Raw genomic sequence first — 16,181 nt, 5'->3', positions numbered from 1 at the left:
CCCGCCAAGAAGGCCGCGACCAAGGCACCTGCCAAGAAGGCCGCGACCAAGGCTCCCGCCAAGAAGGTGGCTGCCAAGAAGGCACCGGCCAAGAAGGGCCGCAAGTAATTACGGTAAAGGCACGTCGTGAGTCGTAAGTGAACTCACGACGTGCCTTTCTCGTGTGGATCTAGCTGTCGGCGGGCAGAGGACTACCGAGGTGGTCCGCAGCGATCAGGCGGCCGTCCGCCAACGACAGCACCCAGGTACTGCCCTTGCGATTTCCGGTGGTCTGGGGGCGCACATCCGAACGCGCACACCACCACGAGATGAGGTCGGGAATCACCTTGCCCTGCGTGCAGATCACCGGGGTGCCCGCCCGGCTCGCCAGCTCGAGCACACGGTTGCGGCCGGCCTTGTGGTCGGAGCTGTACGCCTCTTCGGTCAGCACCAGCTCGTTGTGAATGTCCACCCCGAGCTCCTGGGCCAGTGGTTCCAGCGTCTGGTGGCAGCGCAATCGGTCGGCGGCGTAAAGCGTTGTGGCACCGAATGCCAGTAGTTGGGCGACCAGAGCCTCGGCCTGCGCCCGTCCTTTCTTGTCCAGCGGGCGCTTGCGATCGTCGCCCTTGAAACGCGATCGGCGGCCGGCCGTACCGTGCCGCACGATCAATACCGTTTTGGTATCCGACGGCTTTTTGGCAAAGCGGCGCAACACTTTTCGATCATGTGGGTAGACCAGCTGATCTATCGCAGAATCCACCGGAAGCCAGATCAGCTTGTCCACCTCGTCGTTGGGCGTGAAATCGCCGCCCGTCGCGCGGGCAGCCCAGTACCACACCCGTTTGGTTCCCTGCGGAATGTCATACGAGATCGAGCCGAGCCGTCGACCGAGCTGCGCGGTGTAGCCGGTCTCCTCGTGAACCTCGCGTACCGCGGCCACGGGATCGGTCTCCTCGACCTCGACCTTGCCCTTGGGCAGCGACCAGTCGTCGTATCGCGGACGGTGGATGACGGCCACCTCGGTCACGGCCGTACCTGCGGCATCCTCGCCGCCACGCCACAACACGGCGCCCGCCGCGGGCACGAGCTTGTTGCCCCGCTTGGCTGCTGTCGTGCTGTCGTTCGACACCTCTACTCCTGCAGGTCATTCACCGGCGCGGACCCGGTGGGGATCAGGGGTGCCGGTGACGTTCCATCAGCGACACCTGGTGGTCGCGGACTGTCTGCCCCGCCTGGGGCAGCGCCGTCCAGTGACCATCGTGTCGCAACTCCCAGCATCGGGTGGCCGGATCCATCGCGGAGTCGAACACCTCGTTGAGTTGCGCGGCCAACCTCGGATCCTTGACCTGAGCCATCACTTCGACACGGCGGTCGAGATTACGATGCATCATGTCGGCACTGCCGATCCAGAACTCATTCATGGCGCGGAAATGAATAATCCGCGAGTGCTCAAGGAAGCGCCCGAGGATCGAGCGCACCCTGATGTTGTCGGAGTACCCGGGCACACCGGGGCGCAGGGCGCAGATGCCCCGCACCACGATCTCGACCGGGATGCCGGCCTGCGACGCCCGGTACAGCGCGTCGATCACCTGCTCGTCGACCAGTGCATTGGCCTTCAACCGGATTCCGGTCGTGGCGCCGTCATGGTGAGCGGCGATCTCGCGGTCGATGCGCTCGATGATGCCCTTGCGCACACCTCGCGGAGCCACGAGCAGATTGCGGTAGGAATCCTTGCGCGAGTAGCCGGTCAGTGAATTGAACAGGTCGGTCAGGTCGGCGCCGATGTCGGGATCGGCGCTGAGCAACCCCACATCTTCATACAGCCGCGCGGTTTTCGGGTTGTAGTTGCCGGTGCCGATGTGGCAGTAACGCCGGATCGTGGACCCCTCACGCCGCACCACGAGACAGGTTTTGCAGTGCGTCTTGAGCCCGATCAGCCCGTAGACCACGTGCACGCCGGCCTGTTCGAGTGCCCTCGCCCATTTGATGTTGGCCTGTTCGTCGAAGCGGGCCTTGATCTCGACGAGCGCGACCACCTGCTTGCCGGCCTCGGCAGCGTCGATCAGCGCGTTGACAATCGGCGAGTCACCGGAGGTGCGGTAGAGCGTCTGTTTGATCGCCAGCACGTTGGGGTCGGCGGCGGCCTGCTCGATGAAGCGTTGCACGGTGGTCGAGAACGAGTCATAGGGATGGTGCACCAGCACGTCCCCGTCGCGCAGGGTGGAGAAGATGCTCTTGGGTGTCTCGCGTTCGCCGAAAGCCGGTGGGGTGGCGGGCACGAAGGGCCGGTCCTTGAGCGCAGGCCGGTCCACGGCGTAGATCTGCCAGAGCGCGGACAGATCGAGCAGGCCGGGCACTTCGATGACATCGCCGGGAGCCACATCGAGCTCGCGCAACAGCAGTTCGAGCATGCTCTCGGTCATGTCGTCGGACACTTCCAACCGCACCGGTGAGCCGAATCGCCGGCGCGCCAGTTCACGTTCGAGGGCCTGCAGCAGGTCCTCGTCGCGATCCTCCTCGACCTCGAAGTCGGCATTTCGGGTGATCCGGAACGCGTGGTGCTCGACGATCTCCAGGCCAGGGAACAGCACGGGCAGGAACGCCGCGATGAGTTCCTCCATCGGCAGGAAACGCACGACGGCCGATCCGTCGGCGGGCGGGCTCAGTTCCACGAAGCGGCCGACGTTGTCGGGCACCTTGATCCTGGCGAAGTGCTGTCCGCCGTCTTCGGGATGCTTGACGGTGATCGCCAGGTTCAGGCTCAGTCCGCTCACGAACGGGAACGGATGGGCCGGATCGACCGCGAGCGGGGTGAGGACCGGGAACACCTGCTCGTGGAAGTAGGTGGAGAGCTTGGCGCGTTCGGTTTCGTCGAGCTCCGCCCAGTTGACGATGACGATGCCCTCTTCGGCCAGCGCCGGGCGCACCGAGCTGAGGAACACCTTGGCGTGCCGGTTGGCGATCTGCTGGGTACGTTCGTTGATGCGGCGCAGCTGTTCGCGCGGGGACAGGCCGTCGGCCGAGCGCACCGAAAGTCCCATCTCATCGCGGCGTTTGAGCCCCGCCACCCGGACCATGTAGAACTCGTCGAGGTTGGACGCGAAGATCGCCAGGAACTTGGCCCGCTCGAGCAGGGGCAGCGACGGGTCGGCGGCCAGCGCCAGGACGCGGGCGTTGAAGTCCAGCCAGCTCAGCTCGCGGTTGAGGTAGCGATCCTCGGGCAGCGCGTCGTCCACCGCCGGCGACGTGGCCGCCGGTGGCGCTTCTGGTGTCGCCGACTCGATGGGCGCGCCCGATCCAGCCGAGGCGCTGCCCAGGTGGGAGTTGTCCGAACGGGTTCCTGGCGCGGCTTCGGTGGCTTCGCTCATCTGTCCGATCATTCCCTATCCCACGGGTGCGCGGCTACCTGCCGACGTGCCTGCCGAGGGTGCGTGTGGTGGCGGTACCGACCCCGAGTCGTCGCGCCGCCTGAAGGTCGTCGGGTGTATCGATGTCGCAGCGCAGGCCAGGCCACGCCCCGGTGAGTTCGATCGCGCCGGAGTGTCGATGGCGCGCAGCCGAATCGGATCCGAAGTGCGGGGCCAGCGAAGTCCCGAACGCGAACAGTGCGGACGTTCCCGTCCCGTGCCGGTCCCCGACGAAACTCCGTTGATGACCACGGGCCATCGCGAGGGCCTCGGCCAATTCCTGGGATTGCAGGGCGGGCAGATCCCCTTGGAGAACAACGATATTCGATGCGGTGGAGCGAAGTTCGGCCTCGGCCGCGGTGATGGCGTTGTTCAGTGGGTCACCATGGCCGGGCGGAGTCGGATCCTTCAATACACCGGCACCGAGTTGGCGGGCGGCGTCGGCCGCGGTGTCATCGGGGGTGACGACGGTCACCGGGGCGATCGCGGACGCGGCGTTGATGGTGTCGACGAGCATCGCCAGCACGACGGCCTCCCGCGTGGACGCGGAGAAGATGGGCGCCAGCCGGGTTTTGGCGGCCGACAGCCGCTTCACCGCGATGATGAGGGAGACGTCAGCGGCCTGCGTTGCTGCTGCGGCGTTGTCGCTTCTGGAGCCGCTCATGGGTTCATCCTGCCAGCCCGGCCGGTGTCGGCGGGTGGCGCGGCCGCCGGGTTAGGGTGATCGGGTGGTAGAGGCTGCGGTGATGGGTGCCGGTGCGTGGGGGACGGCGCTGGCCAAGGTGCTGGCGGACGCGGGTAATCCGGTGACGGTCTGGGCACGACGCCCCGAGGTTGCCGACGAGATCAACACCGATCATCGCAACAGTCGCTACCTCGGTGACGTCGTTCTGCCGTCGACGGTCAAGGCCACCACCGATCCGGCGGAGGCACTTACCGGCGCCTGCACGGTGCTGCTCGGTGTTCCGGCGCAGCAGCTGCGCGCCAACCTCGAGGGCTGGAAGCATCTGATCGGTGACGACGTGACATTGGTCAGCCTGGCCAAGGGAATCGAGCTCGGCTCGCTGATGCGGATGAGCCAGGTCATCGTCCAGGTGACCGGTGTCGATCCGTCCCGGGTCGCTGTCGTGACGGGACCGAACCTGGCCAGCGAGATCGCCGAGGAGCAGCCGGCGGCCACCGTCGTCGCCTGCAGCGACTCCGGACGCGCGGTCACCCTGCAGCGGGCCTTGGCCACCGGATACTTCCGGCCCTACACGAACGCCGACGTGGTGGGGGCCGAAGTCGGCGGGGCGTGCAAGAACGTCATCGCGCTGGCCTGTGGCATGGCGGTGGGTGTCGGGCTGGGGGAGAACACCGTTGCCGCCATCATCACTCGCGGCCTGGCCGAGGTCATGCGGCTGGGTATTGCGCTGGGTGCCACACCCGCCACGCTGGCGGGGCTGGCCGGCGTGGGAGATCTCGTGGCCACGTGTACCTCCGAGCACTCCCGTAACCGCACCTTCGGGGTGCGGCTGGGCAAGGGCGGCACCATGGAATCGGCGTTGGCTGCGGCGGGTGGACACGTGGCCGAGGGCGTCGCCTCGTGTGAATCAGTGCTCGCGCTGGCATCCAGTTATGGTGTCGAGATGCCGCTGGCCGACGCCGTTCATCGGGTGTGCCACAAGGGATTGTCGGTCCACGAGGCAGTCTCGGGGCTTTTGGGTCGCAGCACCAAACCGGAGTAGGGATCCTCCGGGACGAGGAGGAAAAACAGGTATGGACGGCTTGTACGGGGATTCCACCCGGAGCGTCAAAGCTGTTGGTCTGGAATCGGTTCCGGGACAGCCAGTGGCGCCCATGCCGGTGCCGGCGTCGGCATACCACCTCTCACCCGACGAGGCTGAGCCGCTGGACAGCTACGGACGCAGTTCCAACCCGTCGTGGCGGCAACTGGAATCGGCGCTCGCCGAACTGGAGGGGGCGGCCGCAGCGCTCACGTTCGGATCCGGGATGGCTGCGATCACCTCGGCGCTGCGGGTGCTCGCCAAACCGGGAACCACCCTTGTGGTCCCGGCCGACGGCTACTACCAGGTGCGCCGGTACGCATCTGAATACCTTGCGCCACAAGGCGTCACGGTGATCGAGGCCCGGGTTGCCGAGATGTGTGAGGCCGCTGCTCGTGCTGATGTGGTGCTCGCCGAGACGCCCGCCAACCCGGGGCTCGATGTCGTCGACCTGCACCGGCTGGCCATGACCTGCCGTAGTCGCGGAGCCACCCTTGTCGTCGACAACACCACTGCCACACCGCTTGGCCAGCAACCACTTTCGCTCGGCGCAGACCTCGTGGTGGCCAGTGCCACCAAATCACTGTCGGGGCACAGCGATCTGGTGGCCGGTTATGTCGCCGGCAGCCAGCCCGAGCTGATGGCCGCGATGGAGTCCGACCGACTGCTGGCCGGGCCGATCCTGGGCGCATTCGAGGCCTGGCTCGTGTTACGCAGCCTCGGCAGCGCCGGGCTGCGCTTCGAACGCCAGTGCCAGAACGCCGCAGCCCTGGCGATGATGCTGCGCAGCCATCCCGCGGTGCGCTCCGTGCGCTATCCCGGGCTGCCCGGCGATCCGGCACACGAGCTCGCGGCCACCCAGATGAAGCGGTTCGGCGGATTGGTGTCGATCGAGCTGGCCGATGCCGCCGCCGTCCATGCGCTGGTGGAGCGCAGCACTCTGCTCATCGCCTCGACGAGCTTCGGAGGTATTCACACCTCGGTGGATCGCAGGGCCCGCTGGGGTGACCCGGTTCCGGCCGGCTTCGCCCGCATCTCGGCCGGGATCGAGGACACCGAAGATCTGATCGCCGACATGGAGCAGGCCCTTCGGGGGTGAAAGTCCAGGTCGGGATGCGCCGACAGGCAGGAACCGACCGGGGCGGTAGCCTCTCTAGGTTGTGACAGCCCGCAATCAGACCGGATCCCGCACCCGCGTCGCCGTCGTCTACGGCGGGCGTAGCTCCGAGCACGCGATCTCCTGCGTGTCGGCCGGCAGCATCCTGCGCAATCTCGATCCCGAGCGGTTCGAGGTGATCGCCGTCGGGATCACCCCGGATGGTTCCTGGATGTTGACGGACGGACGCCCCGAAACGCTGGCGATCACCGACGGCCGGCTGCCCGAGGTCACAGAGACTTCCGGAACCGAGCTGGCGCTGCCCGCCGCCCCGAACCGCAGCGGCCAGCTGCTGGCGCTGAGCAACGGCCCCGGTGAGCTGCTGGCCGCTGTCGACGTGGTTTTCCCGGTGCTGCACGGTCCCTACGGCGAGGACGGCACCATCCAGGGGCTGCTGGAGTTGGCCGGGATTCCTTATGTTGGCTCCGGCGTGCTGTCCAGCGCCGCCGGGATGGACAAGGAGTTCACCAAGAAGCTGTTGGTCGCCGAGGGCCTGCCGATCGGTGACTTCGTGGTGCTGCGCCCCAACCAGCCCACCATGGACCTGGAGCACCGCGAACGGCTCGGCCTGCCGGTGTTCGTCAAGCCCGCGCGGGGCGGCTCGTCGATCGGCGTCAGCCGGGTCGCGGCATGGGACGAACTGCCCGGGGCGATCGAACTGGCCCGCCGCCACGACCCGAAGGTCATCGTCGAGGCCGCGGTACCGGGCCGCGAACTGGAATGCGGTGTGCTCGAGTTCCCCGACGGCAGCGTCGAAGCCAGCACGGTTGGCGAGATCCGGGTGGCAGGAGTGCGCGGACGCGAGGACGGTTTCTACGACTTCGCCACCAAATACCTCGTCGACGCGGCCGAATTGGATGTGCCGGCCAAGATCGACGACGACGTTTCCGAGGAGGTCCGCCGGCTGGCGGTGCGCGCGTTCACCGCGATCGACTGCCAGGGGCTGGCCCGTGTCGACTTCTTCCTGACCGACGGTGGCCCGGTGATCAACGAGATCAACACCATGCCGGGGTTCACCACCATCTCGATGTTCCCGCGGATGTGGGCGGCCAGCGGCGTCGACTACCCGACATTGCTGACCGCGATGGTCGAGACCGCACTGGCGCGCGGCACCGGCCTTCGCTGATCCGCGGGCGACGTAACGGAGCGTTTCAGCGCGCCGGCGCCGGCGCCGGCGCCTGGGCCGGCATCGTGCGAGCGACCTGACCGGAGATCTGCTGGATGGGTGTCGGCCCGGAGCCGGCAGGCAGGGTCAACGCGACGTACACCGGGCGGTCCACCGCATACCAGGTGCTGCGGGCCTGATCGTCGGCGACGTCACCCGGGCCGGCCACGCCCGTGTCTCCCACCCGGAACCACTGCACCTCGTCGACCACCTGCAGTGGGGTGCCCACGACGAAATCGGCAGGGCGTTCCAGCCCGCAGCGCAGGACGACCGGCTCGGTGTCCGGCTCGGCGCGCCAGGCCGCGGTGGCCGGTGGCGTCGGATCGACGGTCGGGGCGCGCCGGAAATCGCCGAGTTGCTCGGGCAGCGCGTTGAGCAGGTCGTGACATTGTTGGCTGTCGGCCTGGGGCGCCGGGATCGCCGGGATGGCGACGGGCTGCTGGTCAGGGGACTGCTGTCGTGACGCCGCGATGCCGAGGACGGTGATCAGCACCGAGACCGCGACGACGACCGCCGCGATGAGTAAGGCGCGGGGAGGTCCGTCGACGGCATGCGAATCGGTCACACCACCAACTCTATGGCTGGCCCGTGTTGGCGATCGGGCAGGTCAACGTCCGGGTGATCCCGGGGACCTGCTGCACCGCGGGCACCACGTCGGACTGCAGCACGGTCAATGTGTCGGCACTGATGCGCAAGACCACGTCATAGGGCCCGGTCACGTATTCCGCGGACACCACGCCCGGCAGGCCGGCGAGTTGTTTTGCGACGACCTCGGCGCGGCCCACCTCGGTCTGGATCAGGACAAAAGCCTCCACCACCGGCTGTCTCCTCCATCTCGCTGCATAAACTGCTGGCCGCAGGCACCAAACGTACCGCAGGTCGGGTCCGGGTTCAGGACGCGGCAGCCGACCGGCAGGAGGCCATATGACGGGTGAGACCATCGGCGACGATCCCGGTGACGACAACGCCGACACCCTGGCGGGAGCCGGCGAATTCGTCGTCATCGACCGCTTGGTGGCCGGGCGCGCGCAAGCCGACGCCGTGACTCTCGGTCCGGGCGACGACGCGGCGGTGGTGACGGCCGCCGACGGCCGCATCGTGGTCTCCACCGATATGTTGGTGCAGGACCGTCATTTCCGGTTGGACTGGTCGTCGCCGCACGACATCGGGCGCAAGGCCATCGCCCAGAACGCCGCCGACATCGAAGCCATGGGCGGGCGGAGCACCGTATTCGTGGTGGCGTTCGGCGCACCGTCGGACACCCCCGTCGGCGCCGCGGCGGAACTGGCCGACGGTCTGTGGGACGAGGCGCGTCTGCTGGGCGCGAGCATCGCCGGCGGAGATCTGGTGAGTGCCCCGCAATGGGTGATATCGGTCACGGTCCTCGGTGATCTCGGTGGCCGGGAACCGGTGTGTCGCAGCGGTGCCCGGCCCGGCGACACCGTGGCTGTGGTGGGGGAGCTGGGTCGTTCGGCGGCCGGATACGCGCTCCTGCAGCGTGGAGTCGACGGATTCCCGGAACTGCGGCAGCGACACCTGACACCGCAGCCGCCCTACGGGCAGGGTGCGCACGCCGCCGCCGGCGGAGCCACCTCGATGACCGACGTGTCCGACGGCCTGCTCGCCGATCTGGGCCACATCGCCTCGGCGTCCGGGGTCGGCATCGACGTGGCTCGCGGTCTTCTCGACGGAGATCGAGAAGCGGTCGCCGAGGCTGCCGCGGCCGTGGGAGCCGATCCGTGGCAGTGGGTGCTGGGCGGCGGTGAGGACCACCCGCTGGCTGCCACATTCCCGGATGTGCTTCCCCCAGGCTGGCGGGCCATCGGACGGGTGATCGACAGCCCGGCCGAGGTGCTCGTCGACGGCGCGCCGTGGGGCGGCAGTGCGGGATGGCAATCGTTCGACTGATGGCACGCTAGGTTGGTTTGTCGTGATGCGGACGCGAGGGGCGAAACGATGACGACGGACGCGAGGAGCGAGACAGTTACGGCGGACGCGACGGGCGGTTCAACGGGTGCGCGTCCCCTCGACGAACTCGTCGACGCCGGCTGGGCGCGCGCCCTGGAGCCGGTCGGAGTGCAGGTCGCACAGATGGGGCAGTTCCTGCGCGACGAACTGACCGCAGGCAGGCGCTATCTGCCCGCGGGCCAGAATGTTCTGCGCGCCTTCACCTTTCCGTTCGAGAAGGTGCGCGTACTCATCGTCGGGCAGGACCCGTATCCCACACCGGGGCACGCCGTGGGTCTCAGTTTCTCGGTCGGTGCCGACGTGCGCCCGCTGCCGCGCAGCCTGTCGAACATCTTCACCGAGTACTCCGAGGATCTCGGCTATCCGCAGCCTGCCAACGGCGATCTCACCCCGTGGGCGGAACAAGGGGTGATGTTGCTCAACAGAGTGCTGACCGTGTCCCCGGGCACTCCGGCCTCGCACCGCGGCAAGGGCTGGGAAGCGGTGACCGAGTGTGCGATCCGGGCTTTGGTCGCGCGGGAGCAGCCGATGGTGGCGGTGCTGTGGGGCCGTGATGCGTCGACGCTGAAACCGATTCTGGCCGAAGGCGACTGCGCCACGATCGAATCACCGCATCCGTCACCGTTGTCGGCGTCGCGGGGATTCTTCGGATCACGCCCGTTCAGCCGGGCCAATGAACTGTTGCAGCAGAAGGGCGTCGATCCGATCGACTGGCGGTTGCCCTGACGCGGTCAGGGCATCGGAACCGCGGGCGGGGCGGGGATCGCAGGCGGCGCCGGGATCGGCGGGGGTGACGGGATGCCCGGTGAAGGAATCTGGACGGTGACGTCGCCGCCGCCCTCGGTCGGAGGACTGGGCATCTGAGCCGACGGCGATGCGGGTGCGGGCGACACCGGGGTTTCGATAACCGTGGTTTCGGTGCGAGTCGCCGGCCCCTCCGAGGTCACCGGAGCCTCGGTCGTCGTAGGCGTCTCCGAGGTGGTGGTGTCGTTGCCGGAGGTATTACCGCCACACGCGGTCAGCATCGAGCCGACCGCGAGTGCGGCAGCAAACACGTAGAGCGGTGTATGTGATGCACGACATGGGGTCATGACGGTAGTAAGTACCCGCCGTGACCTCAGATAAACAAGACTGCCGCGCACCGATCAGGCGCGCGACGTCAGCCGCGCGAGACCTTGCCGGCCTTGATGCAGGAGGTGCAGGCGTTCACGCGCTGCTTGTTGCCACCCGGACGTGACACGGTACGCACCGACTGGATGTTCGGATCCCAGCGCCGGCTGGTCCGCCGATGCGAGTGCGACACCGACTTGCCGAAGCCAGGCGCCTTTCCGCAGATATCGCACACGGCAGCCATATCAACAACTCCTCGAAATCAGTACTTGGGGGCTGGGCCCGCTCGCCGTAGAACGGCGGGGCTCGACCCGACAACCTGATCAGAATACCGGGAGCCCTGAGGATCGCCAAAACGGCTCGTGAACACCATTCCAGGTTGTCCACAGGCAGTGGTGCTCTGATCGGGTTTGTCGCCGGCAGTGGATAGGCTGGCGCCCACGGCGGTGACCGCGTCGCACACGGGTCGCACAGGGTTTCGGTGGGAATCTGATTCGGGGATTGGGAGGTCCGATGTCGGCACGGCGGCTGGATGCCCCTGCGCTGCGGGCGTGGGCCCACGCTGCCGTCGATGACCTGATCATCCACACCGACGAGATCAACCAGCTCAACGTTTTCCCGGTGGCCGATGCGGACACCGGGACAAACATGCTGTTCACCATGCGTTCGGCGTGGGCGCACGTCAAAGCCGAGCGCGACGATCAGGACATCCCCGCGGTGGCCAGCGCGTTGGCGGCCGGCGCTTTGCAGGGCGCCCGGGGCAACTCCGGGGTGATCCTGTCGCAGATTCTGCTCGGGCTGGCCGAGGTGATCACCAACGCGGCGGCCCAGCGCGACGGCGCCCTGCCCGCCGTCGATGGCGCGCTGTTCGCTGCGGCGCTTCGCCACGCCGCGGCGCTGGCCGGTACCTCGATGGGCGCGCCTGTGCCTGGCACGATCGTGTCGGTGCTGGAGGCCGCGGCAGAGGCTGCCGAGCATTGTGCGGCCGAGGGCGGCGATGTCGCCGATGCGGCGGCCGCAGCCGGTGACGCCGCGTCGGCAGCCCTCGATCGCACTCCGCAGCAACTCGACGTTCTGGCCAGGGCCGGTGTGGTCGATTCCGGGGGCCGCGGCCTGCTCGTTCTGCTCGACGCGATGACCGCGACGCTGGTGGGCCATGCGCCCCGCAGGCCGGTCTACGCCCCTGCCTCTCCGCAAGCGGTTTCGGCGGCCGCGGACCTCGCCGCCACCGAGGCGCCGCCGCAGTTCGAGGTCATGTACCTGCTGACCGGATGCGGCGCCTCCGCTGTCGAGGGATTGCGCGCGACGCTGGAGCAGATGGGTGAGTCGGTGGCCATCGCCGCCTCGGGAAGTGATCAGTATTCGGTGCACGTCCATGTGGACGACGCCGGCGCGGCGGTCGAGGCCGGGCTCGCGGTCGGGTCGCTGAACCGCATCCAGATCACGGCGCTGACCGGCGCTCCGGGCCTGAGGTCCGCCGGTGGCTGGGCCCGGGAACGGGCGGTGCTGGCCGTCGTCGACGGGGACGGCGGCGTCGAACTCTTCGCGGGGGAGGGTGCGCATGTGCTGCGGCCCGAGGAGGGTGAGCCGATCAGCGCCCAACAGTTGCTGCGTTCGTTGATCGACGTGGGCGCCGCCCAGGTGATGGTGTTGCCCAACGGATACGTCGCCGCCGAGGAGTTGGTGGCCGGCTGCACCGCCGCGATCGGCTGGGGCATCGACGTCGTACCGGTGCCTGCGGGTTCGATGGTGCAGGGACTGGCCGCGCTGGCTGTGCACGACGAGAGCCGGCAGGCGGTCGACGACGGATACACGATGGCTCGAGCCGCCGCGGGCGCGCGGCACGGCACGGTGCGGATCGCCACCGAAGAGGCCTTGACCTGGGCGGGCGGTTGTAAACCGGGCGACGGCCTCGGCATCGCCGGCGATGAGGTGTTGATCGTCGGGCCCGATATCACCGCGGCGGCCGCCGGGTTGATCGACCTGTTGATGGTGGCCGGTGGCGAGCTGATCACGGTGCTGACCGGTGAGGGTGTGGATGGCGCCGTGGGGGAGGCGTTGCAGGCGCATGTGCACCGCGAGCACCTCGGCGCCGAGCTGGTCACCTATCACACCGGTCACCGCGGCGACGCCTTGCTGATCGGGGTGGAGTAGTGGCCACCCTCGGCGACCGGCTGGACTTCATCCTCGGCAAGAAGGGCGCGGACAAGCTCTTCGACAATTTCGGTCTGCGGACTGTCAACGACCTGCTGCGCCACTATCCGCGCAAGTACAGCGAGGGCATGTCGGTACGTGGTGAGGACGACGCCCTCGACCTCGAGGAAGGTGAGCACGTCACGTTCGTCGACGTGGTGACCGACACCAAAGACGGTCTGATGCGCAGCCAACCCGGCAAGCGTGCCCGCAAATGGCTGCGCGTCACGTTGGGAGAACACCGGCCCAAGGTGACCGCCACGTTCTTCAACGCCGGCTGGATGATCGATCAACTGCCCACCGGTACCCGGATCATGCTGTCGGGGGAGGTTGGATTCTTCAAGGGCACAATGCAATTGACGCACCCGGCCTATCTGGTGCTGGATTCCCCGACCGGCAAGACCCCCGGTAGCAAGGCGATGAAGGCGATCGCCACCAGCTCAGGGGCGACTGGTGACGAATTGCTGTCGGCGTTCGAGCGGGACTTCTTCCCGATTTATCCGGCCAGCGCCAAGGTGCAGAGCTGGGACATCTACGCCTGCGTGCGTCAGGTGTTGGACGTGCTCGATCCCGTCCCGGATCCGCTTCCGGAATCCTTTGTGCGCGAGCGGGATCTGATGAGCGAGGACGAGGCGCTCCGGGCCATCCACCTGGCCGAGAACTCGGCCGACCGGGATCGGGCAATGGAGCGGTTGACCTACGACGAGGCGATCGGGCTGCAATGGGGTCTGGTGGCACGGCGTTACGGCGAGCTGAGCGAATCCGGGCCCGTTGCGGTGCGCAGGAACAACGGGCTTGCCGCCGAGATGGCGACCCGCCTGCCGTTTGCGCTCACGCAGGGCCAGGCCGAGGTGCTCGACGTGATCTCGGACGAACTGGCCGCGACGCGCCCGATGAACCGGATGCTGCAGGGCGAGGTCGGGTCGGGCAAGACGATCGTCTCGGTGTTGGCCATGTTGCAGATGGTCGACGCCGGCTACCAGTGTGCGCTGCTGGCGCCGACGGAAGTGCTTGCCGCCCAGCATGCCCGGTCGGTCCGCGATGTCCTGGGGCCGCTGGCCATGGCAGGCCAACTCGGTGGGGCCGAGCACGGTACCCGGGTTGCGTTGCTGACCGGTTCCATGACGCCGCAGCAGAAGCGGGAGGTTCGCGGCGAAGTGGCCTCCGGCGCGGCGGGCATCGTCATCGGTACCCACGCACTGCTGCAGGAGGCGGTCGAGTTCCACAACCTCGGGATGGTCGTGGTTGACGAGCAACACCGATTCGGGGTGGAACAGCGGGATACCCTGCGCGCCAAGGCACGTGACGGAGTGACCCCTCATCTGCTGGTGATGACCGCGACGCCGATTCCGCGCACCGTGGCACTGACCGTCTACGGTGACCTGGAAACCTCGACGCTGCGCGAGCTACCCCGGGGTCGCCAGCCCATCACCACCAACACCATCTTCGTCACGCAGAAGCCGACGTGGCTCGACCGGGCGTGGGCCCGGATCCGGGAGGAAGTCGGCGCCGGACGCCAGGCCTACGTGGTGGCCTCGCGCATCGACGAGTCGGACAAGTCCAAGGACAACAACGGTGGCGAGGGCGGCCCCCCACCGGTCACGGTCCTCGAACTGTTCGACCGACTCAGCGCGGGACCGTTGGCAGGGTTGCGGCTCGGCCTCATGCACGGCCGGCTGTCCGGGGAGGACAAGGACCTGGTCATGGGCGCGTTTCGCGCGGGAGAGATCGACGTTCTGGTGTGCACCACGGTGATCGAGGTCGGCGTCGACGTCCCCAATGCGACCGTCATGGTGGTGATGGATTCCGACCGTTTCGGGATCAGCCAGCTTCATCAGCTGCGCGGCAGGATCGGTCGCGGTCAGCACCCCAGCCTGTGTCTGCTCGCCACCCGGCTGCCGGAGACCTCGAAGGCCGGCGAACGGATCAAGGCCGTCGCCGCCACGCTCGACGGGTTCGCCCTGGCCGATCTCGATCTGCGGGAGCGCCGTGAGGGGGATGTGCTGGGGCTCAACCAGTCCGGGCGCACCATCAATCTGCGTTTTCTGTCGCTCGCCGATCACCTGGGTGTGATCACCGATGCCCGGGAGTTCTGCGAGTCGCTGTATGAGAAACGGCCTGACGATCCCGGGATGGCGCTTCTGGCGGCCCAGTTCGTCGACACCGACCGCGTCGAATACCTGGACAAGGCATGACCCGCAGCCGGGTGTGGTGGCTGGCTGCCGCCGTCGCACTCGCGGTGGTGGTCGCCATCCAGGTGAGCACCTCGGCTGACCGCTCCACGCGGTTCGCGGCGCAGGCGCAGCCGCCCACCGTCGCTGCAGGGTTCGATCTGTTGGCCGGAGTACCGGAGGTGCCGATCCGATTGCACGGCAACGACTATCGTCGTGCGGCATTCGGTGAGTCCTGGGACGACGACAACAGTGCGCCGGGCGGGCACAACGGCTGCGACACCCGCAACGACATCCTCAACCGCGATCTCGTCGAGAAGACCTTCGTCGCGATCAAGCGATGTCCGGCGGCTGTGGCGACGGGCACCCTGCACGACCCCTACACCAATGCGGTGGTGCCGTTCGTGCGCGGCAATCAGACCGGCGCCTCGGTCCAGATCGATCACATCGTCCCCCTTGCGTTGGCCTGGGATCTCGGAGCGCGTGACTGGCCGGACGATCTGCGGCTGCGCTTCGCCAACGACCCGGCCAACCTGCTGGCCGTCGCCGGCAAGCCGAATCAGGACAAGGGCGATCGGGAGCCCGCGCACTGGATGCCGCCCAACCAGGCGTTCTGGTGCCAGTACGCGGTGCAGTTCGTCGAGGTGCTGCGTGGCTACGCACTTCCGGTCGACACCGCGTCAGCCGGGGTCCTGCGTGACGCCGCGGGTACCTGTCCTACCGGCTGAGCGGCTGCGCGTCTACAGATCCACGATCCAGTTCTGGCCGTTGAGGTCGTGGCCGAAACTGTGGTGAGGCTCCTCGTCGACAAGGCGGAATCCAAAGGTTTGGTAGATCTTTCGAGCCGCCACGAGCACATCGTTGGTCCACAGGGTGACCTTGCGGTAACCGGCTTCGCGGGCGAACCTCAGGCACTCCTCGACCAAGCGGGTGCCCAGTCCGAGTCCGCGGGCGTCCGGGGTGACCAACAGAATCCGCAACTTCGCCACCGTCGGCTCGTCGCCCGCCATGCAGAAGATGCATCCGGCTCGCTTGCCGTCGACTTCCGCGATCCAGCCGGATTCGCGTGCCGGATCGTTGTTTTCGGCGAAGTCGGCCACGATCTTGGCGACGAGGGTCTCGAAGTCGGTATCCCAGCCGAATTGCCGGTCGTAGATTTCGCCGTGCGCCATGATCACCCAGCCGAGATCGCCGGGGTGATCCGCGCGGCGCAGAACGACCTGCCTTTCATCGACGGCCTGCGACATGGTGTGGACCTCCGCGTCA

Annotated in this window: 16 protein-coding genes and 1 pseudogene; 9 read left to right on the top strand and 8 right to left on the bottom strand. The window is 67.7% G+C overall.

What is annotated here, in order from left to right; all coding sequences use genetic code 11:
- Positions 1–96, top strand: a pseudogene (locus H977_RS35995) (hypothetical protein); the annotation flags it as partial.
- A gap of 73 nt (positions 97–169) precedes the next feature.
- On the opposite strand, the gene mutT1 reads toward H977_RS35995, so the two are convergent.
- Genes mutT1 through cofC form a run of 3 tightly spaced genes read right to left on the bottom strand, consistent with a single transcriptional unit; the run spans position 170 to position 4,050 of the window.
- Positions 170–1,108: an 8-oxo-(d)GTP phosphatase MutT1 gene (gene mutT1 / locus H977_RS0130325; RefSeq protein WP_029111382.1), complete on the bottom strand. Its 939-nt coding sequence runs from the start codon at positions 1,106–1,108 to the stop codon at positions 170–172.
- A 43-nt stretch (positions 1,109–1,151) separates the two neighbouring features.
- Positions 1,152–3,359: an RNA degradosome polyphosphate kinase gene (locus H977_RS0130320; RefSeq protein WP_029111381.1), complete on the bottom strand. Its 2,208-nt coding sequence runs from the start codon at positions 3,357–3,359 to the stop codon at positions 1,152–1,154.
- A gap of 22 nt (positions 3,360–3,381) precedes the next feature.
- A complete protein-coding gene (cofC, locus tag H977_RS0130315; RefSeq protein WP_029111380.1) occupies positions 3,382–4,050 on the bottom strand; it encodes a 2-phospho-L-lactate guanylyltransferase in 669 nt (222 codons plus the stop codon).
- Positions 4,051–4,132: 82 nt separating this feature from the next.
- Between cofC and H977_RS0130310 the strand changes: the two genes are divergently transcribed.
- The 3 genes from H977_RS0130310 (at position 4,133) to H977_RS0130300 (ending at position 7,434) form a co-directional block, all read left to right on the top strand.
- Complete coding sequence (locus H977_RS0130310; RefSeq protein ID WP_036477734.1) at positions 4,133–5,113, top strand: NAD(P)H-dependent glycerol-3-phosphate dehydrogenase; 981 nt, start codon at positions 4,133–4,135, stop codon at positions 5,111–5,113.
- Positions 5,114–5,144: 31 nt separating this feature from the next.
- Positions 5,145–6,251 (top strand): cystathionine gamma-lyase, encoded by a 1,107-nt coding sequence (locus H977_RS0130305; protein WP_029111378.1) that lies wholly within the window; start codon positions 5,145–5,147, stop codon positions 6,249–6,251.
- 61 nt (positions 6,252–6,312) lie between these two features.
- Complete coding sequence (locus H977_RS0130300; protein ID WP_029111377.1) at positions 6,313–7,434, top strand: D-alanine--D-alanine ligase family protein; 1,122 nt, start codon at positions 6,313–6,315, stop codon at positions 7,432–7,434.
- Between the two features lie 25 nt (positions 7,435–7,459).
- Here H977_RS0130300 and H977_RS0130295 read toward each other — a convergent pair whose 3' ends face one another.
- Positions 7,460–8,038, bottom strand: coding sequence for a DUF3515 domain-containing protein (locus H977_RS0130295; RefSeq protein WP_029111376.1), 579 nt, complete (start codon positions 8,036–8,038; stop codon positions 7,460–7,462).
- Between the two features lie 10 nt (positions 8,039–8,048).
- Positions 8,049–8,291: an Lrp/AsnC ligand binding domain-containing protein gene (locus tag H977_RS0130290; RefSeq protein WP_029111375.1), complete on the bottom strand. Its 243-nt coding sequence runs from the start codon at positions 8,289–8,291 to the stop codon at positions 8,049–8,051.
- A 106-nt stretch (positions 8,292–8,397) separates the two neighbouring features.
- Here H977_RS0130290 and H977_RS0130285 point away from each other — a divergent pair, with 106 nt between their 5' ends.
- Both H977_RS0130285 and H977_RS0130280 read left to right on the top strand, forming a co-directional pair.
- Positions 8,398–9,381, top strand: coding sequence for a thiamine-phosphate kinase (locus H977_RS0130285; RefSeq protein WP_036477730.1), 984 nt, complete (start codon positions 8,398–8,400; stop codon positions 9,379–9,381).
- 48 nt (positions 9,382–9,429) lie between these two features.
- Entirely contained in the window at positions 9,430–10,167 is a 738-nt protein-coding gene (locus H977_RS0130280) for a uracil-DNA glycosylase (RefSeq protein ID WP_051289227.1), read from the top strand.
- A 5-nt stretch (positions 10,168–10,172) separates the two neighbouring features.
- Here the strand turns inward: H977_RS0130280 and H977_RS0130275 are convergent, their stop codons facing one another.
- Together H977_RS0130275 and rpmB are read right to left on the bottom strand one after the other, a co-directional pair.
- A complete protein-coding gene (locus tag H977_RS0130275; RefSeq protein ID WP_029111372.1) occupies positions 10,173–10,496 on the bottom strand; it encodes a hypothetical protein in 324 nt (107 codons plus the stop codon).
- 104 nt (positions 10,497–10,600) lie between these two features.
- A complete protein-coding gene (gene rpmB / locus H977_RS0130270; protein ID WP_029111371.1) occupies positions 10,601–10,795 on the bottom strand; it encodes a 50S ribosomal protein L28 in 195 nt (64 codons plus the stop codon).
- 269 nt (positions 10,796–11,064) lie between these two features.
- On the opposite strand from rpmB, the gene H977_RS0130265 reads away from it, so the two are divergent.
- Genes H977_RS0130265 through H977_RS0130255 form a run of 3 tightly spaced genes read left to right on the top strand, consistent with a single transcriptional unit; the run spans position 11,065 to position 15,643 of the window.
- Positions 11,065–12,705, top strand: coding sequence for a DAK2 domain-containing protein (locus H977_RS0130265; RefSeq protein WP_029111370.1), 1,641 nt, complete (start codon positions 11,065–11,067; stop codon positions 12,703–12,705).
- Positions 12,705–14,939, top strand: a complete 2,235-nt coding sequence (recG, locus tag H977_RS0130260) for an ATP-dependent DNA helicase RecG (protein ID WP_029111369.1) — start codon at positions 12,705–12,707, stop codon at positions 14,937–14,939. Before H977_RS0130265 ends, recG begins: the two co-directional genes overlap by 1 nt.
- On the top strand, positions 14,936–15,643 hold the full coding sequence (locus tag H977_RS0130255) for an HNH endonuclease family protein (RefSeq protein ID WP_029111368.1): 708 nt from the start codon (positions 14,936–14,938) through the stop codon (positions 15,641–15,643). Before recG ends, H977_RS0130255 begins: the two co-directional genes overlap by 4 nt.
- Before the next feature lie 12 nt (positions 15,644–15,655).
- Here H977_RS0130255 and H977_RS0130250 read toward each other — a convergent pair whose 3' ends face one another.
- Complete coding sequence (locus H977_RS0130250) at positions 15,656–16,162, bottom strand: GNAT family N-acetyltransferase (protein WP_029111367.1); 507 nt, start codon at positions 16,160–16,162, stop codon at positions 15,656–15,658.
- Positions 16,163–16,181 lie beyond the last annotated feature (19 nt).

The organism is Mycobacterium sp. URHD0025 (genome assembly GCF_000426065.1).
Taxonomy (GTDB): domain Bacteria; phylum Actinomycetota; class Actinomycetes; order Mycobacteriales; family Mycobacteriaceae; genus Mycobacterium.
Note: the sequence above shows the minus strand (reverse complement) of the source record. Positions and strands in the feature narration are given on the sequence as shown.